Origin of the sequence: Pseudomonas sp. IT-P294 (genome assembly GCF_949767865.1) — a bacterium.
Classification (GTDB): Bacteria; Pseudomonadota; Gammaproteobacteria; order Pseudomonadales; family Pseudomonadaceae; genus Aquipseudomonas.
The window spans coordinates 136669-154492 of record NZ_CATKQW010000001.1; the positions used below are offsets into that span (position 1 = coordinate 136669).

17 protein-coding genes are annotated in these 17824 nt (G+C 59.4%); 14 read left to right on the forward strand and 3 right to left on the reverse strand.

What is annotated here, in order from left to right; all coding sequences use genetic code 11:
- The first annotated feature begins 25 nt into the window (after positions 1 to 25).
- The 9 genes from ACM6I0_RS00575 to ACM6I0_RS00615 all read left to right on the forward strand — a co-directional run bounded on the left by ACM6I0_RS00575 (position 26) and on the right by ACM6I0_RS00615 (position 10566).
- On the forward strand, positions 26 to 757 hold the full coding sequence (locus tag ACM6I0_RS00575; protein ID WP_259153128.1) for a response regulator: 732 nt from the start codon (positions 26 to 28) through the stop codon (positions 755 to 757).
- Positions 747 to 2216, forward strand: a complete 1470-nt coding sequence (locus tag ACM6I0_RS00580) for an ATP-binding protein (protein ID WP_285433705.1) — start codon at positions 747 to 749, stop codon at positions 2214 to 2216. Before ACM6I0_RS00575 ends, ACM6I0_RS00580 begins: the two co-directional genes overlap by 11 nt.
- 225 nt (positions 2217 to 2441) lie before the next feature.
- On the forward strand, positions 2442 to 3701 hold the full coding sequence (locus tag ACM6I0_RS00585; protein WP_414921249.1) for an AGE family epimerase/isomerase: 1260 nt from the start codon (positions 2442 to 2444) through the stop codon (positions 3699 to 3701).
- A gap of 117 nt (positions 3702 to 3818) precedes the next feature.
- Complete coding sequence (locus ACM6I0_RS00590) at positions 3819 to 5120, forward strand: ABC transporter substrate-binding protein (RefSeq protein WP_090187350.1); 1302 nt, start codon at positions 3819 to 3821, stop codon at positions 5118 to 5120.
- A gap of 93 nt (positions 5121 to 5213) precedes the next feature.
- The gene (locus ACM6I0_RS00595; protein WP_090187348.1) at positions 5214 to 6122 is read left to right on the forward strand and encodes a carbohydrate ABC transporter permease; all 909 of its coding nucleotides are present in this window, start codon (positions 5214 to 5216) and stop codon (positions 6120 to 6122) included.
- On the forward strand, positions 6115 to 6960 hold the full coding sequence (locus ACM6I0_RS00600) for a carbohydrate ABC transporter permease (protein WP_090187346.1): 846 nt from the start codon (positions 6115 to 6117) through the stop codon (positions 6958 to 6960). The genes ACM6I0_RS00595 and ACM6I0_RS00600 overlap by 8 nt, the downstream gene beginning before the upstream one ends.
- A 2-nt stretch (positions 6961 to 6962) precedes the next feature.
- Entirely contained in the window at positions 6963 to 8123 is a 1161-nt protein-coding gene (locus ACM6I0_RS00605; RefSeq protein WP_222588146.1) for an ABC transporter ATP-binding protein, read from the forward strand.
- Between the two features lie 125 nt (positions 8124 to 8248).
- Complete coding sequence (locus tag ACM6I0_RS00610; RefSeq protein ID WP_285433712.1) at positions 8249 to 9595, forward strand: carbohydrate porin; 1347 nt, start codon at positions 8249 to 8251, stop codon at positions 9593 to 9595.
- Between the two features lie 116 nt (positions 9596 to 9711).
- Complete coding sequence (locus tag ACM6I0_RS00615; RefSeq protein WP_259153116.1) at positions 9712 to 10566, forward strand: D-hexose-6-phosphate mutarotase; 855 nt, start codon at positions 9712 to 9714, stop codon at positions 10564 to 10566.
- Positions 10567 to 10675: 109 nt separating this feature from the next.
- Here the strand turns inward: ACM6I0_RS00615 and ACM6I0_RS00620 are convergent, their stop codons facing one another.
- Positions 10676 to 11536, reverse strand: a complete 861-nt coding sequence (locus ACM6I0_RS00620; RefSeq protein WP_173667542.1) for a MurR/RpiR family transcriptional regulator — start codon at positions 11534 to 11536, stop codon at positions 10676 to 10678.
- Between the two features lie 239 nt (positions 11537 to 11775).
- Here ACM6I0_RS00620 and zwf point away from each other — a divergent pair, with 239 nt between their 5' ends.
- From zwf to ACM6I0_RS00640, 4 genes are all read left to right on the forward strand, one after another.
- Complete coding sequence (gene zwf, locus ACM6I0_RS00625; RefSeq protein WP_285433714.1) at positions 11776 to 13245, forward strand: glucose-6-phosphate dehydrogenase; 1470 nt, start codon at positions 11776 to 11778, stop codon at positions 13243 to 13245.
- Complete coding sequence (gene pgl, locus ACM6I0_RS00630; RefSeq protein ID WP_285433716.1) at positions 13232 to 13945, forward strand: 6-phosphogluconolactonase; 714 nt, start codon at positions 13232 to 13234, stop codon at positions 13943 to 13945. Before zwf ends, pgl begins: the two co-directional genes overlap by 14 nt.
- Positions 13946 to 13962: 17 nt before the next feature.
- Positions 13963 to 14628, forward strand: a complete 666-nt coding sequence (locus tag ACM6I0_RS00635; RefSeq protein ID WP_285433718.1) for a bifunctional 4-hydroxy-2-oxoglutarate aldolase/2-dehydro-3-deoxy-phosphogluconate aldolase — start codon at positions 13963 to 13965, stop codon at positions 14626 to 14628.
- Between the two features lie 265 nt (positions 14629 to 14893).
- Positions 14894 to 15619, forward strand: a complete 726-nt coding sequence (locus tag ACM6I0_RS00640) for an intradiol ring-cleavage dioxygenase (RefSeq protein WP_285433719.1) — start codon at positions 14894 to 14896, stop codon at positions 15617 to 15619.
- Between the two features lie 2 nt (positions 15620 to 15621).
- On the opposite strand, the gene ACM6I0_RS00645 is transcribed toward ACM6I0_RS00640, so the two are convergent.
- Positions 15622 to 16803: an aminotransferase class V-fold PLP-dependent enzyme gene (locus ACM6I0_RS00645; RefSeq protein WP_414921250.1), complete on the reverse strand. Its 1182-nt coding sequence runs from the start codon at positions 16801 to 16803 to the stop codon at positions 15622 to 15624.
- A 30-nt stretch (positions 16804 to 16833) separates the two neighbouring features.
- Positions 16834 to 17070, reverse strand: coding sequence for a DUF3820 family protein (locus tag ACM6I0_RS00650; RefSeq protein ID WP_090188871.1), 237 nt, complete (start codon positions 17068 to 17070; stop codon positions 16834 to 16836).
- Positions 17071 to 17272: 202 nt separating this feature from the next.
- Here ACM6I0_RS00650 and ACM6I0_RS00655 point away from each other — a divergent pair, with 202 nt between their 5' ends.
- Positions 17273 to 17740, forward strand: coding sequence for a ferritin-like domain-containing protein (locus ACM6I0_RS00655; RefSeq protein ID WP_414921251.1), 468 nt, complete (start codon positions 17273 to 17275; stop codon positions 17738 to 17740).
- The last annotated feature ends 84 nt before the right edge of the window (positions 17741 to 17824 follow it).

The following is a 17824-nucleotide window of genomic DNA, read 5'->3' on the forward strand; positions in this document are numbered from 1 at the left end:
ATTCAAACAACAAGGACGCCGCCCCGTGAGCTCAGTCAACAAGTCGATTTTGTTGGTCGATGACGATCAAGAGATACGCGAGTTGCTGGACACCTACCTGACCCGCGCCGGTTTCCAGGTCCGCACCACGCCCGATGGCGCAGGCTTTCGCCAAGCCATGAACGAGGCCCCGAGCGATCTGGTGATCCTTGACGTGATGCTGCCGGACGAAGACGGTTTCAGCTTGTGTCGCTGGATCCGCCAACACCCGCGTCAGGCTCAGGTGCCGATCATCATGCTCACGGCCAGTTCCGACGAGGCCGACCGCGTCATCGGCCTGGAGCTGGGTGCCGACGACTACCTGGGCAAACCCTTCAGTCCTCGTGAATTGCAGGCGCGGATCAAGGCCTTGCTGCGCCGTGCGCAATTCGGTCAGGAGCGCTCCGGCAGCGAAGTGCTGGCCTTCGACGACTGGCGCCTGGACATGGTCAGCCATCGGCTCTTCCACACCGACGGTGAAGAAGTGATTCTCTCCGGCGCTGACTTTGCGTTACTGAAACTGTTCCTCGATCACCCTCAGCAAATCCTTGATCGCGACACCATCGGCAATGCCACACGTGGCCGTGATCTGATGCCGCTGGATCGCATTGTCGACATGGCCGTCAGCCGTCTGCGTCAACGCTTGCGCGACACCGAAAAACCACCAAGGCTGATTCGTACCGTACGCGGCAGCGGCTACCAACTGGCCGCCAATGTGGTTGCCAGCAATGGTCACTGAGTTTTTCCGCAAGCTCGCGGCCCGGGTGCCCGTGCCGCGTTCGCTGCTTGGGCGCATGCTGCTGCTGACCCTGTTGGCGGTGCTGTTCGCGCAGACGTTGTCGAGCGTGATCTGGGTTTCGCAACTGCGCGCCACCCAGCTCGAAGGCCTGGTCACCAGCGCCCGCAGCCTGGCCCATTCGATGACCGCCAGCGTCAGTTACTTTCGCTCACTGCCGGTGGCGTTTCGTCCGTTGGTGCTCGACCAGTTGCGCAGCATGGGCGGCACCCGGTTCGTGGTAACCCTCAATGACAAGCCCTTGGGCATGGAAGTGCTGCCGATCACTCCGCGTAAAGCGGCGGTGCTCAAAGCGGTGGACGAAGTGTTGCGCGAGTCCCTGGGCCACGACACGGATATCTCGGTGACCTTCGTCAGTCCCGCCGACCTGCGGATCTTCAATAGCGGGCTGAAACTCGATGAGTTGCCACGCTCCTGGGCGCACTACGCGTTGACTCTGGAACCGATCAACCCGCCGGTGCTGGTCACGCAGATCCAGATGGCGCCGGGGGAATGGCTGTACATCGCGTCCTTGTTGCCCGAGCCCTACACCAGTCTTGAAGAGCAGGGCCTGCCGGCGCAACAGGTGTGGTTCATTGTCCTCACCAGTGGCTTCCTGCTGTTGTTCATCGGCCTGTTGGTGCATTGGCAAAGCCGGCCTCTCAAGCGCCTGGCGCGGGCGGCGCGGGACATGTCCCTGGGCGCCGAAGTCGAGCCGGTGGCTGAGGGCGGCGGCAGTGAAGTGGTCGAAGTGGGGCGTGCCTTCAATGCCATGCGCGAACGCATCAGCCGTTACCTGACTGAGCGCAGCCAATTGTTCAGCGCGATCTCCCACGACTTGCGCACGCCCATCACCCGTTTGCGGTTGCGCGTGGAGTTGCTTGAAGACGAAAAGCTGCAAGCCAAGTTCGGTCGCGATCTGGATGAGCTGGAGCTGCTGGTCAAAGGCGCGCTGCAATGCGTGAAAGACACCGACATCCACGAAAATATCGAACCGGTGGACCTCAATCACGTGCTGGATTGCCTGGTGGAGCCGTACCTGGCACCCAATGGCAATGGTCGCGTGACCCAGCAGGGGCGGGCGGTGGCGGCTTATCCGGGGAAACCGCTGGCGCTCAAGCGTTGCATCGGCAACCTGATCGACAACGCGTTGAAGTATGGGCAAAACGCGCACCTGCACATCGATGACGATGAAAGCGCGTTCATCCTGCACGTCGACGACGAAGGGCCGGGTGTGCCGGAGCAGCGGCTGGAGCAGGTGTTCGAGCCGCACTTCCGCCTGGCCGGGCAGCAGCAGGGGTATGGCCTGGGATTGGGGATCGCGCGCAATATTGCCCACAGTCATGGTGGAGAAGTCAGCCTGCAGAATCTGCGTGAGGGCGGGTTGCGGGTGACGTTGCAGTTGCCGCGCAGTGTTGATTAGTTAGACCGCGTCATCGTTCATCGCGAGCAAGCTCGCTCCCACATTGGATCTGTAAAACGCATAACCCTGTGGGAGTGAGCTTGCTCGCGATGGCGTCAGAAGCTTCAACCTATTCCTCAAGGCAAATGTCACGGTCCGGTGACATAACTCGCCCCCTTCGTTACAAGCCCGCCATCCGCCGTTGTTTAGACTGCCCCTCAGTCATAACAACAAAAAAGGCACCCCATGGACACCTTCCAACCGGCTTTCAGCAGTTGGCTGAACGCACCCGCCCATCAACACTGGCTGGCCGCCGAAGGCCTGCGCCTGCTGGCGTTTGCCAAGGTTTCAAAGCTCCCCGAAGGCTTTGGCAACCTCGATGACAAGGGCCGCCTCCCGGCCAACGCCCAAGCCGAAACCATGAACACCGCACGCATGACCCACAGCTTCGCCATGGCGCATATCCAGGGGCTGCCGGGGTTTGCCGAACTGGTGGACCATGGCGTCCAGGCCCTCAGCGGTCCGTTGAAAGATGCCGAGCACGGCGGCTGGTTCGCCAGCGCCCATCCTCTTCACGACAACACCGGCAAGGCCGCCTACCTGCACGCCTTTGTCGCCTTGGCCGCGAGTTCGGCGGTGGTTGCACGACGACCCGGCGCGCAGGCCTTGCTCGATGACGCGATCAACATCATCGACACGCATTTCTGGAGCGAGGAGGAGGGCGCGATGCGCGAATCCTTCAACCGCGACTGGAGCGAGGAAGAGGCCTACCGCGGCGCCAATAGCAACATGCACACCACCGAGGCCTTCCTCGCACTGGCCGATGTCACCGACGACAACCGCTGGCTGGTCCGTGCGCAACGGATCGTCGAGCGGGTGATCCACGGTCACGCTGCGGCCAACGATTACCTTGTGGTCGAGCATTTCGACCGCAACTGGCAACCGCTGCGTGACTACAACCACGACAACCCGGCCGACGGTTTTCGCCCCTACGGCACCACCCCGGGTCACGGTTTCGAGTGGGCGCGGCTGTTACTGCACCTCGAGGCCGCACGGGTCCAGGCCGGGATGCTCACGCCGGGCTGGCTGGCGACGGACGCGCAAAAACTCTTCGATAACAACTGCCGTCACGGCTGGAATGTCGATGGGCTGCCCGGGATTGTCTACACGCTGGACTGGAACAATCGCGCCGTGGTGAGCCATCGCCTGCACTGGACCCATTGCGAAGCCAGCGCCGCGGCCAGTGCGCTGCTCAAACGCACCGGCGATGAACAATACGAAGCCTGGTACCGACTGTTCTGGGAATTCTGTGACAGTCATTTCATCGACCGCGAAGGTGGCAGTTGGCACCATGAACTGGACCCGCAAAACCGCCCAAGTGCTGATATCTGGGGTGGAAAGCCGGATCTTTATCACGCCTGGCAAGCCGTTTTGATCCCGCGCCTGCCGTTGGCGCCGAGCATGGCTACGGCCTTGGGGCAGGTGTCCCAGAGCGCTCCTGTGTAACCATGCGGTGACATTCCAGCGTCCCTTCGTTACCTGCGAGGGGATGACTCCTGTTTAAAATCCTATGCAGCGCAAGCACCAGACTTGCATGCATAACAACAAGAAAGGTACTACTAGATGAATGCGATTTCTCGCCTCGCTACTGTCATTTCTCTCGCTTCACTGCTTCCTCTGTCTGCATTCCCCCTGAGTACGCTTGCCGCCGATTCCAAAGGTTCGGTAGAAGTCGTTCACTGGTGGACGTCCGGTGGTGAAAAAGCTGCTGTCGATGTCCTCAAGGCCCAAGTCGAAAAAGACGGTTTCACCTGGAAGGACGGTGCTGTCGCCGGTGGTGGCGGTGCTACGGCCATGACCGTACTGAAAAGCCGCGCCGTTGCCGGTAACCCGCCAGGCGTAGCGCAAATCAAAGGTCCGGACATCCAGGAATGGGCGTCTACCGGTCTGCTCGACACCGACGTCTTGAAAGACGCTGCCAAAACAGAAAAATGGGACAGCCTGCTCGACAAGAAAGTCTCCGATACCGTGAAGTACGACGGTGATTACGTGGCCGTGCCGGTGAACATTCACCGCGTCAACTGGTTGTGGATCAACCCGGAAGTCTTCAAGAAAGCCGGCATCGAAAAAGCGCCAACCACCCTTCAGGAATTCTACGCAGCCGGTGACAAGCTCAAGGCTGCAGGCTTCATTGCGCTTGCCCACGGTGGCCAGCCTTGGCAGGACAGCACCGTGTTCGAAGCGGTGGTCCTTTCGGTCATGGGCGTCGACGGCTACAAGAAAGCCCTGGTCGACCTCGACAACGCTGCACTGACCGGTCCTGAGATGGTCAAGGCGCTGACCGAGCTGAAGAAAGTCGCGACCTACATGGACGCCGACGGCAAAGGCCAGGACTGGAACCTGGAAGCGGCCAAGGTCATCAACGGCAAGGCCGGTATGCAGATCATGGGCGACTGGGCCAAGAGCGAGTGGACAGCGGCCAAGAAAGTCGCCGGCAAAGACTACGAGTGCGTAGCCTTCCCAGGCACCGACAAGGCTTTCACTTACAACATCGATTCCCTGGCCGTCTTCAAACAGAAAGACAAGGGCACTGCTGCCGCTCAGCAGGACATTGCCAAGATCGTGCTGGGTGAGAACTTCCAGAAAGTCTTCAGCATCAACAAAGGCTCGATCCCGGTTCGGATCGACATGCTGAACGACATGGGCAAGTACGGTTTCGACTCCTGCGCCCAGACTGCTGCCAAGGACTTCCTGGCGGACGCCAAGTCCGGCGGCTTGCAGCCGAGCATGGCGCACAACATGGCGACCACGCTGGCGGTACAAGGCGCGTTCTTTGATGTCGTGACCAACTTCATCAACGACCCGAAAGCCGATCCGGCCACTGCGGCCAAGCAACTTGGCACAGCGATCAAAGCGGCCAAGTAACCGTTAGCGTCGCAGTTCCTGGTGGGAGCGGGTTTGCTCGCTCCTACCAAGGAATACGCTTGTAATCCTTATTTCTACGTACTGGATCTTCCCATGAGTTCTGTTGCTGTGTTCAGCAAGGCCTCGCCGTTCGATGCATTGCAGCGCTGGCTCCCCAAACTGGTGCTGGCGCCCAGCATGTTCATCGTTTTGGTGGGGTTCTATGGCTATATCCTGTGGACCTTCGTCCTCTCGTTCACCACGTCGACTTTCCTGCCGACTTACAAGTGGGCAGGCCTGGCGCAATACCAACGGCTGTTCGACAACGATCGTTGGTGGGTAGCGAGCAAGAACCTGGCGCTTTTCGGCGGCATGTTCATCGGTATCACCTTGGTGATCGGTGTGCTGCTGGCGGTGTTCCTTGATCAGCGCATTCGTCGCGAAGGCTTCATCCGCACCATTTACCTGTACCCGATGGCGCTCTCGATGATCGTCACCGGTACGGCCTGGAAATGGCTGCTCAACCCGGGCATGGGCCTGGACAAATTGCTGCGTGACTGGGGCTGGGAAGGCTTTCGCCTGGACTGGCTGATCGACCCGGATCGCGTCGTGTATTGCCTGGTGATCGCAGCGGTATGGCAAGCCTCGGGCTTTATCATGGCGATGTTCCTCGCCGGTCTGCGAGGCGTTGATCAATCGATCATCCGTGCCGCCCAGATCGATGGCGCGAGCATGCCGCGCATTTACCTCAAAGTGGTGTTGCCGAGCCTGCGCCCGGTGTTCTTCAGCGCAGTGATGATCCTGGCCCACATCGCGATCAAGAGTTTCGACCTGGTGGCGGCAATGACGGCCGGTGGCCCGGGTTATTCGTCCGACCTGCCTGCGATGTTCATGTATTCCTTCACCTTCAGTCGCGGCCAGATGGGCATGGGCTCGGCCAGTGCGATTCTGATGCTCGGTGCGATTCTCGCAATCATCGTGCCTTACCTGTACTCCGAGCTGAGGACCAAGCGTCATGACTAGTTTCGCTGCCAAACCTTCCATCAGCCTGAGTCGCATCGCGATCTATGGCGTGCTGATCCTTGCTGTATTTCTGTACCTGATACCGCTGGTGGTCATGCTGTTGACCAGTTTCAAGACGCCCGAAGACATCAACTCCGGCAACCTGCTGAGCTGGCCGACCGTGGTCAGCGGCATCGGCTGGGTCAAGGCCTGGGGCACGGTTGACGGGTATTTCTGGAACTCGATCAAGATCACCGTTCCGGCGGTGCTGATCTCCACCGCCATCGGCGCGCTGAACGGCTATGTGCTGTCGATGTGGCGCTTTCGCGGCTCGCAATTGTTCTTCGGCCTGCTGTTGTTCGGTTGCTTCCTGCCGTTCCAGACCGTGCTGCTGCCGGCCTCGTTCACCCTCGGCAAGATGGGCCTGGCCAGCACGACCACGGGCTTGGTGTTCGTGCACGTGGTTTATGGCCTGGCGTTTACCACGCTGTTCTTCCGCAACTACTACGTCAGCGTGCCCGATGCGCTGGTGAAGGCGGCGCGGCTCGATGGCGCAGGCTTCTTCACCATCTTCCGCTTGATCATCCTGCCGATGTCCACCCCGATCATCATGGTCTGCCTGATCTGGCAGTTCACCCAGATCTGGAACGACTTCCTGTTCGGCGTGGTGTTCTCCAGTGGTGACTCGCAACCCATTACGGTGGCGTTGAACAACTTGGTCAATACCAGTACCGGGGCCAAGGAATACAACGTTGATATGGCGGCGGCGATGATCGCCGGGCTGCCGACCCTGCTGGTCTATGTGGTCGCAGGCAAGTATTTCGTGCGCGGGCTGACGGCCGGCGCAGTCAAGGGGTAATCATGGCAACGCTCGAACTTCGCAATGTAAACAAGACCTATGGCCCTGGCCTGCCGGACACCCTCAAGAACATCGAACTGTCGATCAAGGACGGTGAGTTCCTGATCCTGGTCGGACCTTCGGGTTGCGGTAAATCGACCCTGATGAATTGCATCGCCGGCCTGGAAACCATCACTGGCGGCGCGATCATGATCGGTGACCAGGACGTCAGCGGCATGAGCCCCAAAGACCGCGACATCGCCATGGTGTTCCAGTCCTACGCGCTGTACCCGACCATGAGCGTGCGCGAGAACATCGCCTTTGGCTTGAAGATCCGCAAAATGCCCGCCGCCGACATCGAAGCGGAAGTGGCGCGGGTGTCCAAGCTGCTGCAGATCGAACACTTGCTCAACCGTAAACCGGGCCAGCTCTCCGGTGGTCAGCAACAGCGCGTGGCGATGGGCCGTGCCTTGGCGCGTCGGCCGAAGATCTATCTGTTCGACGAACCGCTTTCCAACCTCGACGCCAAGCTGCGCGTCGAGATGCGCACCGAAATGAAACTGATGCACCAGCGCCTGAAAACCACCACGGTCTACGTGACCCACGACCAGATCGAAGCGATGACCCTGGGCGACAAGGTGGCGGTGATGAAGGACGGGATCATCCAGCAGTTCGGCACGCCGAAAGACATCTACAACAACCCGGCCAACCTGTTCGTGGCGAGCTTCATCGGTTCGCCGCCGATGAACTTCATCCCGCTGCGTTTGCAGCGCAAGGACGGTCGTCTGCTGGCGCTGCTCGACAGCGGCCAGGCCCGTTGCGAATTGCCAATGGGCATGCAGGACGCCGGTCTGGAGGATCGAGAAGTGATCCTCGGCTTGCGCCCGGAACAGATCGTGCTGGCAGGTAGCGAGGCCAATGGTTTGCCGACCATTCGCGCCGAAGTCCAGGTCACCGAGCCAACCGGTCCCGACACCCTGGTGTTCGTCAATCTCAATGAAACCAAAGTCTGCTGCCGTCTGGCGCCGGACGTTGCACCGGCTGTGGGCGAGACCCTGACGCTGCAATTCGATCCATCGAAAGTGCTGTTGTTCGATGCCAAGACGGGGGAGCGCCTGGGCGTGGCCGGTCAACCAAAAGCCGAGAGCCACAGCGCCAACGTCGCTCAGTTCAAAGGTCGCTGAAGATCAAGAAATGTGGGAGCACGCCTCTCACTGGGGGATATGCGCGGAGCGGCCTGTCGCTCTGCGCAAAAGATGTAACCGCGTTAAATAAAAACAGTTAATAACAATAAAACGAGGATGTAGGGATGAAGAAGAAGAACAACGCTCAGCTTATCTGCCAATTGTCAGCTGTTGCGGCAATGATGATGGCCGGTAGTGTGCATGCGGCTGACGCGTTCAGCGCCGATTCCAAGTGGATGACCGGTGATTGGGGTGGCGAGCGGACCAAGCTGATTGAACAAGGTATCGACATCAAGGCCGACTACGTCGGTGAAGTCGGCGGCAACCTCCATGGCGGCTACAACGACGACAAGACTGCCCGTTACGCTGACCAGTTTGGTCTGGGCGTGGCGCTGGACCTGCAAAAGCTGTGGGGCTGGGATAACACCCAGGCCAAGATCCAACTCACCAACCGTAACGGTCAGAACATCTCCAACGACCGCGTCGGTGACCCGCGTGCCGGGACCTTGAGTTCCTCTCAGGAAGTCTACGGCCGTGGTCACATGGTCCGCCTGACTCAACTGTGGGTTCAACACCAGTTCCTCGACGGCAAGCTGGACGTCAAGGCCGGTTACTTCGGCGAAGGCGAAGACTTCAACACCTTCCCGTGCGAGTTCCAGAACCTGGCGTTCTGCGGTTCCCAGGTGGGCAACTGGGCCACCAACATCTGGTACAACTGGCCAATCAGCCAGGCGGCGTTGCGTGTGAAGTACAACATCACGCCTGAGTTGTATGCGCAGATCGGTGCCTACAACCAGAACCCGACGCAGCTGGAGCACGGTAACGGCTTCAAGCTCAGCGGCAGCGGTACCCAGGGCACCGTGTTGCCAGTGGAGTTGGTCTGGTCGCCGAAGGTCAACGGCCTGCCGGGCGAATACCGCGTGGGTTACTACAAGAGCACGGCTGACGCCAATGACGTTCTCAAAGACGCCAACGGCAATGACGCAGCGACCACCGGTAACAGCTACCGCGTTCACGACAGCAAGCACGGCTACTGGGGTGTCGTGCAGCAGCAACTCACCACCCACAATGGCGATGCTTCCCGTGGTCTGAACGTTGCGGCAAACGCCACGTTCCACGACAAGGACACCAACGTCGTCGACAACTACCAGTCGCTGATGTTTGTGTACAAGGGCCCATTCGACGCACGTCCAAAAGACGACGTCGGGATTGGTTTCGCCCGTATCCATGTCAACGATGACGTGAAGAAAAACGCTGAGTTGGTCAACGCCAGCAACGGTGTCTCCGACTACAACGATCCGTTGTTCTCGCCGCTGCGTAGCACCGAGTACAACTACGAAATCAACTACGGCTTCCACGTGACCAACTGGCTGACTGTGCGTCCCAACCTGCAATACGTCACTCACCCAGGTGGTGTCGACGAAGTCGATAACGCGCTGGTCGCCGGCCTGAAAATTCAGTCGGTGTTCTAACGCTGTTGCGATAAGCTCCTCTCTATGTGCGCATTTTTGCGGACAGCCTTGGCTGTCCGCTTTTTTTTGGGGGCCGCGCACGCCCTGGTAACAGATGTTTTTCAGGACCGTGGCACATGCATGAGCATCCGCTACAACGCTTCTTCAAATCCTTGCGCGAACGACCGGTGTTTGCGTGGGAGCGCTATCAGAAGCGCGACGTGCTGGTGATCGACCATCCGCTGTGTCAGGCGGTGTTCAGTCGTCAGGGCGCGCAGTTGCTGCACTTCCAGCCCACAGGCCAGAAACCCTGGCTCTGGTGCGCGGCGAAGTGGCCGCAGGTGGGTGCAATTCGTGGTGGCGTGCCGGTGTGCTGGCCGTGGTATGGCCGTCATCCAAGCGAAAACGCGTGGCCTTCCCATGGCTGGGCACGGTTGATCGACTGGAAGCTGCTCGACAGCCGCCATGACGACGATGGCGTGCACCTGCATTGGCAACTTCAGCTATGCGACTGGCAAGTGGACTTGCACGCACACCTTGGCGAACGAATGGATTTACGCCTGAGCACCGAGCATCAGGACAGCTTGCCGTGCCAGTTGAGTCAGGCGTTGCACGCTTACTGGCGTATTGGCGACGTGGGTGAGGTAGCGCTGTCTGGACTCGATGGCGCACAGGGATATGATCAATTGAATCGCCAGGTTTGCCAGCAGGAAGGTGAATTGCGGGTCGAGGGTGGCTGTCAGCGGGTGTTTCAGCATGACGGCGAATTGCACATCAAGGACCATGCCTGGCAGCGCGAGTTGTGCATCGACACCGGCGATCATGCGGACACGGTGGTTTGGCACCCGGGCACGCGCCCGTTGCTGGGAGTAAGCTGGAACGAGATTTCCGAGTTTGTGTGTGTTGAAGCCGCGAGCGGAGGGACGGATAGTCTCAGCCTGGCGCCGGGGCAGAGGGCGCATTTGAGTTTGCAGGCGCGGGTAGGGGTCTGATGATCGTTCCCACGCTCTGCGTGGGAATGTCTCAAGGGACGCTCCGCGTCCAGTGACGCGGAGCGTCACGGGCTGCATTCCCACGCGGAGCGTGGGAACGATCAGCGTACTAGTTGAACTCATCCCCGATCGGATACCGGCTGGCATTCAGGCTCTCTTTGATCTTGCGCAAATGCGGCTGGAAATCCACGCCCCGGCGCAAGGTCATGCCGGTCGCCAAGACATCCAGCACCGTCAGCTGAATGATCCGCGAGGTCATCGGCATATAGATGTCAGTGTCTTCGGGCAACGGAATGTTCAGGCTCAAGGTACTGGCCTTGGCCAATGGCGAACCTTCGGCGGTCAACCCCAGCACCGAAGCGCCGTTCTCCCGGGCGATACGCGCCACTTCCACCAGTTCGCGAGTGCGGCCGGTGTAGGAGATGATCACGAACAACTCGCCGGTGTGTGCCACCGACGCAATCATGCGCTGCATCAGTACGTCGGCGTGGGCGGTGACGGCCAGGTTGAAGCGGAAGAACTTGTGCTGCGCATCGAGCGCCACCGGGGCCGAGGCGCCGAGGCCGAAGAAATGGATCTGCCGGGCCTGGATCAACAGGTCGACGGCGCGGCTGATCAGGTTCGGGTCCAGTGCCTGCAACGCACTGTCCAGCGAAGCGATGGCGCTGCCGAAAATTTTCTTGGTGTACGCCTCGGGATTGTCATCGGCCTCGACCGCGCGGCTGACATACGCTGCGCCACTGGCCAGGCTCTGGGCTAATTGAAGCTTGAGCTCCGGGTAGCCGCTGACGCCGAACGAACGGCAGAAGCGGTTGACCGTCGGCTCGCTGACCTTTGAGGCCTGGGCGAGGGCGGCGATGCTGAACCGGGTGGCCTGCTCTGGGTTGAGCAGGATGACTTCGGCGACTTTGCGTTCTGCCTTGTTCAGGTCTTCAAGGCGATTCTGGATCTGTTCCAGTAAATTTCGCACGCGGTCCATAGATGTTTCCTTAGCTCGCAAACAAGAGAGCAGTGCAAATAAGGGCCCTGGCTATGCAAATTGGGACTTTGATCGGGCCCGTAACGGTGGCCTATCCTACTGATGGCTCCGACCGACCACCACTCGGAATCTGTATTTTGCGAAAATGTTGTGGTTATTACTACATTTTCCCTTGAGTGATGCCTTGAAAAAAGGTATTTGTAGCTTAACTTGATAAAAGAACAAACATCATGCCTTCGATTACGGTTGAACCGTGCACCTTTGCCTTGTTCGGCGCTCTCGGCGATCTGGCCCTGCGCAAGCTGTTTCCTGCCCTTTATCAACTCGATGGCGCAGGCCTGTTGCACGAGGATACGCGCATTATCGCGCTGGCCCGTGAGCCTGGCAGCGAGCAGGAGCACCTGGCGTTCATCACCTCGGAGCTGCGCCGTTACGTCGGTGCCAAAGAGCTGGACGAAGCTGTGGTCGAACGCTTCCTGGCCCGCTTGAGCTATCTGCATGTGGACTTCCTCAAGGCCGACGATTACGTCGCCCTGGCTGAGATGGCGGGCAGCGCTCAACGCGTGATTGCCTACTTCGCCACCCCGGCAGCCGTTTACGGCGCGATCTGCGAGAACCTGTCGAAGGTTGGCCTGGCCGAAAACACCCGTGTAGTGCTGGAAAAACCAATCGGTTCGGACCTCGAATCCTCGCGCAAGGTCAACGATGCCGTGGCGCAGTTCTTCCCGGAGAATCGCACCTACCGCATCGACCACTACCTGGGCAAAGAGACCGTCCAGAACCTGATCGCGCTGCGATTCGCCAACAGCCTGTTCGAAACCCAGTGGAACCAGAACTACATCTCCCACGTGGAAATCACTGTGGCCGAGAAGGTCGGGATCGAAGGCCGTTGGGGCTACTTCGACAAGGCCGGCCAGCTGCGGGACATGATCCAGAATCACTTGCTCCAGCTGCTGTGCCTGATCGCCATGGACCCGCCGGCCGACCTGTCCGCCGACAGCATCCGTGACGAGAAAGTCAAAGTGCTCAAGGCGCTGGCGCCGATCAGCCCGGAAGGCCTGACCACGCAAGTAGTGCGCGGCCAGTACATCGCTGGCTACAGCGAAGGCAAACCGGTGCCGGGTTACCTGGAAGAGCCGAATTCGAACACCCAGAGCGACACTGAAACCTTCGTCGCCCTGCGCGCTGATATCCGCAACTGGCGTTGGGCCGGCGTGCCGTTCTACCTGCGTACCGGCAAGCGCATGCCGCAGAAACTGTCGCAGATCGTCATCCACTTCAAGGAACCGTCGCACTACATCTTCGCCCCCGAGCAGCGCCTGCAAATCAGCAACAAGCTGATTATCCGCCTGCAACCGGACGAAGGCATTTCCTTGCGCGTGATGACCAAAGAACAAGGCCTGGACAAGGGCATGCAGCTGCGTAGCGGCCCGTTGCAGCTGAATTTTTCCGACACCTGGCGTAGCGCGCGGATCCCCGATGCCTACGAACGGTTACTGCTGGAAGTGATGCGCGGCAATCAGAACCTGTTTGTCCGTAAAGATGAAATTGAAGCCGCGTGGAAATGGTGTGACCAGTTGATCGCCGGGTGGAAAAAATCCGGTGATGCGCCCAAGCCGTACGCGGCCGGGTCCTGGGGACCGATGAGCTCCATTGCTCTGATCACGCGGGATGGGAGGTCGTGGTATGGCGATATCTAATTTGAAACTGCCTCAGGGTGTCAGCGCCCATGAGTTCAAGAGCCCGGTGCTGTTGGCTGAGGGCCTGGCGCTGAATGTGGCCAAGCAACTGAGCGAGGCCATCGATGCACGCGGCACGGCGACCCTGGTGGTTTCTGGCGGTCGCAGCCCGGTGGCGTTCTTCCAGCACCTGGCCAAGCAGACGCTGGACTGGTCCAAGGTCGTGGTGACCCTGGCCGACGAGCGTTGGGTGCCGGTCGAACACGCCGACAGCAATGCCGGTCTGCTCAAGCGCTATCTGCTGCAAGGCCCGGCGGCCAAGGCGCAGTTTCTGAGCCTGTACAGCGCGACCGCGAACCTTGAGCTGGCGGCCGAGCAGGCTGACCGTTTGCTCGCCGAGTTGCCCCCAATCGACGTGCTGATCCTCGGCATGGGCGATGACGGTCACACCGCGTCGCTGTTCCCGAACAGCCCGAACCTGGCCGACGCCTTGAAAGTCGACGGTACACGTCGTTGCTACCCCATGCTGGCGCCTACCGTGCCGCATCAGCGCCTGACCATGAGTCGTGCGCTATTGGCCTCGGCCAAAACCACCGTTCTATCGATTTCCGGTCAGTCCAAACTGACCACCCTGAGTGCCGCATTGGCCGGTGACGATGTCGCCGCCATGCCGATTCGCGCGTTTCTGCAACCTACGTTAGAGATTTACTGGTGCCCATGAGCCAAGGATCAGCCGCTATGACAAACACATCCCCGACCGTTTCCATGGCGGACAAAGTTGCCCTGATCGACAGCCTCTGCGCCAAGGCGCGGATTCTGCCGGTGATTACCATCGCTCGCGAACAGGACGTCCTGCCACTGGCCGACGCCCTGGCGGCCGGTGGCCTGACGGCCCTGGAAGTGACACTGCGTTCGCAGTTCGGCCTCAAGGCCATCCAGATCCTGCGCGAGCAGCGTCCGGAGCTGGTGACCGGTGCCGGTACGGTGCTGGATCGCACCATGCTCGCCGCTGCCGAAGCGGCGGGTTCGCAATTCATCGTCACGCCGGGCATCACCCGTGACCTGCTTGAAGCCAGCGTCGACAGCCCGATTCCGCTGTTGCCAGGCATCAGCAACGCCTCCGGCATCATGGAAGGCTATAGCCTGGGTTATCGCCGCTTCAAGCTGTTCCCGGCGGAAGTCAGCGGTGGCGTTGCGGCCATCAAGGCACTCGGCGGCCCGTTCGGTGAAGTGAAATTCTGCCCGACTGGCGGCGTCAGCCCGGCCAACATCAAGAGCTACATGGCGTTGAAAAACGTGATGTGCGTGGGCGGTAGCTGGATGCTTGATCCGGAGTGGATCAAGAACGGCGACTGGGCCCGCATTCAGGAATGCACCGCCGAGGCCCTGGCGCTGCTGGACTGATCGGCTTTTACCTGACACCTCGTTGTGTGTTCTACGGCTTTACGGTGCGCTTGGTCGGTGCACCGTTTTTTTTTGCCCGCAAAAAAAAACGTGTGGGAGCGTGGCTTGCCCGCGATGAACGATGACGCGGTATGTCTGTCGGGCCGAGGTGTCTGAATCGCGGGCAAGCCACGCTCCCACAGGGGACATCAGGCGATACATAGTTACCGCATCTCACCGCTTAACCAGCGTTAACCTGCGTTCATCTTATGGAAGAGAGAACGTCATGGACGACAACACTTCAGTTGCACCTTCACACCCGGTCTACCTGCTGTCTCCCGAGCAAATTGCCGGTCCGTATTTTCGCAATCCCCAACTGATCAGGCGCAACATCAGTGAAAGCGCTGACGGCATTCCGTTGGTGCTTCGACTGGCAATCGTCGATGCCATGACCGGCCAGCCGGTGACCGGGGCCTTGGTCGATATCTGGCATTGCAATGCGCGCGGAGCGTATTCGGGCTGGAGCAAGATCAATCCGGACAAGGAAGTCGACGACGGGGACATCGGCTCGATCCTGCGCACTGACGACGACACCTACCTGCGTGGCGGGCAATTCACTGACAAGAAAGGCATCGTGCGTTTTACCTCGATCTATCCGGGGTTCTACGCTGGCCGAGCCGTGCACATTCATGTCGCCGTCCGAATAACCTCCGGCAACAACTTTCTGCAAGAACGGCACGTCGCCTGGGTCGGTCAGCTCTACTTTCCCGAGGTCGCCTCACGCTCGGTGCTCAACGCCCGCGAATACGGCGGTCGATCCGCTTCACCGCTGACCAACGATCAAGACTTTCACTATCAACACCAGGGCGGCGAAGCGTCGACGTTGACCGTTCACACCCTCGGTCGAGATTCAAACGAGGATGGCTATTTTGGCCACATGACCATCGGCATCGACACGTTCGCCGCCTCGACACACATCAAACCGGAGGACTTCGACAAGTACACGGTATGAGGTCAGCGCAGTTCGCTCAGCGCCCGCGCCAGTAAATTCATCTCGGCAGCAGTGTTCGTGAGCCCCGGCGTAATGCGGATGCACGGCCCGCTCGCGGCGCCGCTGCGGACAACGGTGAACAGGTTGTAGTCGTTGAGCAGGCGCTCGACCATCGGCTGTTGATCGGCATGGCGGGTAAACCGCATCGAGGTGATTGCGCAATACAGGCGTGGGTCGTCCGGGGTCATGACATCAATTCCCGGCAGTGACCTGACCGCATTGACCCACAGGTTGCGCAGGTAGTTGAGCCGTGCACTCTTGGCCGCGGCGCCGCCCATGGCCAGGTGCTCCTCGAACACCAGTGGCAGGGTCAGCAACGCCGGGATGTTCGGCGTGCTGTAGGGCGTGCGGGCGCGAATATCGGTGACCGGGAAATGCATCTCGCCCATGTCCGGATCAATGTCCGCCAGGCGCTCGGGGGCAATGTAGATAAAGCCCAGCGTCAGGGGCGCGCCGATCCATTTGTGCAGGTTGAAGCCTGCAAACGAAATGCCCAGCTCATCCAGATTGAATTCAAGCTGACCCAGGGCGTGCGCACCGTCGAGGATCACGTCGATGCCCCGTTCCTTGGCTGCAGCGGCAATGGCCTGAACGGGCATGACCAGTCCGGTGCGGTGGGTGACGTGGGTCAGGGCCATCAATTTGAGCTTTGGATATCGCTCGAAAGCGTCGCGATAAGTGCTCAGCAAGCTGTCGAAACTGGCGGGGTGTTGGTGGTCGATTTCGATCACTTCCACACCACGATGCCTGGTGAGCCAGCGCATTGCGCCTTTGACCGTGTCGTATTCCAGGTCGCAGATCAGCACTTGATCGCCCGGCTGCAGGCGGTTGTAGTTGCGGATCAATGACTGCAAGCCGTCCGAGGCGCTGCGGGTGAGGGCAACGGTGTCGGCGCGAACCCCAAGCAGTCCGGCAAGCTGTTCGAGGATCTGAAGGCTTTCGCTTTGTTCGAAACGCTGACGCACATACACCGAGTTGCCACGGTTGATCAGCTCGATGTTGCGCTGGTATTCCTCGACCACGGTGCGCGACATTCGGCCGAAGTAGCCGTTTTCCAGGTTGATGGGCCCGGGTTCGACCGCATAGCGGTCGGCAAAGGTCTTCCAGAATTGTTCATCACGGGCGCGGCGAGTGTTATCGGGCATGGGCTATTCGGTCCGGTTTTACACGATCAGTCAGTGGCGCGGGGCAGGTTTGCCGTGTTTGGCGCGCAACGGTTCGAGCAGTTCGGCCAGTCCGTTGTGATCAATTTCCTGCATCAGGGCCAACAAGCCGCCCAGTTCGCCATGGGGAAATCCTTCCCTCGCAAACCAGTTCAAGTATTGGCCGGGAAGGTCGGCAATGATTCTGCCCTTGTACTTGCCGAAGGGCATTTCGCGGGTGATCAGCAGTTCGAGTTTCTCTGGGTTCATCATCGTTCGTCTGGGTTCATTCGAGCTGGAAAATACAGGCATTCTGCATGCAGGCCAATTGACAGATCATGCAAAAAAAGCGGATACAGATTTTTTCGTTAAATATAAGTGTTTGAAAAATAAAGAATAAATATTCATTTCGAAGCTGGCATGCAGGGTGCAATAGCTATTACATCTTTCATCAACCCGCGAGGAATTGAAAATGACCGACATGAATAAAGAAGCGATCTCTGTACTCAACGACCTGATCGAAACCAGCAAAGATGGTCAGGAAGGGTTCAAGACATGCGCTGAAGATATCAAGCACCCTGAACTCAAAACCCTTTTCGTGCAACGCTCGACTGATTGCGCGACCGCTGCGGCGGAGCTGCAAAGCGCCGTGCGTTCGATGGGTGGCGATCCAGAAACTTCCACCAGCGTCAGCGGCGACTTGCACCGTCGTTGGGTTGACGTGAAAGCGATGTTCACCGGCAAAGATGAAGAGGCCGTGTTGAACGAAGCCGAGCGTGGTGAAGACCATGCGCTGAAGGCTTACAAAGAAGCCATGGAAAAAATCAACAAACACAACATGGTGGGCATTCGTGACTTGGTTGAACGTCAGTACCACGGCGTGCAACGCAATCACGATCAGGTAAAAGCCCTGCGTAACCAGGCTCGCGCACGCTCTTAAGCGTTCGTAGCCTGTCAAAAACGCCAGCCAGTCTGGCGTTTTTTTGTGCCTTGGAATTAGTGCTGGACGGGCTATAGATAGCTA

What these genes read in the sequence shown, in the direction of transcription:
- ACM6I0_RS00580 (WP_285433705.1), top strand. Translation starts at nt 747, where the DNA reads ATGGTCACTGAGTTTTTCCGCAAGCTCGCGGCCCGGGTGCCCGTGCCG.
- ACM6I0_RS00585 (WP_414921249.1), top strand. Translation starts at nt 2,442, where the DNA reads ATGGACACCTTCCAACCGGCTTTCAGCAGTTGGCTGAACGCACCCGCC.
- ACM6I0_RS00590 (WP_090187350.1), top strand. Translation starts at nt 3,819, where the DNA reads ATGAATGCGATTTCTCGCCTCGCTACTGTCATTTCTCTCGCTTCACTG.
- ACM6I0_RS00595 (WP_090187348.1), top strand. Translation starts at nt 5,214, where the DNA reads ATGAGTTCTGTTGCTGTGTTCAGCAAGGCCTCGCCGTTCGATGCATTG.
- ACM6I0_RS00600 (WP_090187346.1), top strand. Translation starts at nt 6,115, where the DNA reads ATGACTAGTTTCGCTGCCAAACCTTCCATCAGCCTGAGTCGCATCGCG.
- ACM6I0_RS00605 (WP_222588146.1), top strand. Translation starts at nt 6,963, where the DNA reads ATGGCAACGCTCGAACTTCGCAATGTAAACAAGACCTATGGCCCTGGC.
- ACM6I0_RS00610 (WP_285433712.1), top strand. Translation starts at nt 8,249, where the DNA reads ATGAAGAAGAAGAACAACGCTCAGCTTATCTGCCAATTGTCAGCTGTT.
- ACM6I0_RS00615 (WP_259153116.1), top strand. Translation starts at nt 9,712, where the DNA reads ATGCATGAGCATCCGCTACAACGCTTCTTCAAATCCTTGCGCGAACGA.
- zwf (WP_285433714.1), top strand. Translation starts at nt 11,776, where the DNA reads ATGCCTTCGATTACGGTTGAACCGTGCACCTTTGCCTTGTTCGGCGCT.
- pgl (WP_285433716.1), top strand. Translation starts at nt 13,232, where the DNA reads ATGGCGATATCTAATTTGAAACTGCCTCAGGGTGTCAGCGCCCATGAG.
- ACM6I0_RS00635 (WP_285433718.1), top strand. Translation starts at nt 13,963, where the DNA reads ATGACAAACACATCCCCGACCGTTTCCATGGCGGACAAAGTTGCCCTG.
- ACM6I0_RS00640 (WP_285433719.1), top strand. Translation starts at nt 14,894, where the DNA reads ATGGACGACAACACTTCAGTTGCACCTTCACACCCGGTCTACCTGCTG.
- ACM6I0_RS00645 (WP_414921250.1), bottom strand. Translation starts at nt 16,803, where the DNA reads ATGCCCGATAACACTCGCCGCGCCCGTGATGAACAATTCTGGAAGACC.
- ACM6I0_RS00650 (WP_090188871.1), bottom strand. Translation starts at nt 17,070, where the DNA reads ATGAACCCAGAGAAACTCGAACTGCTGATCACCCGCGAAATGCCCTTC.
- ACM6I0_RS00655 (WP_414921251.1), top strand. Translation starts at nt 17,273, where the DNA reads ATGACCGACATGAATAAAGAAGCGATCTCTGTACTCAACGACCTGATC.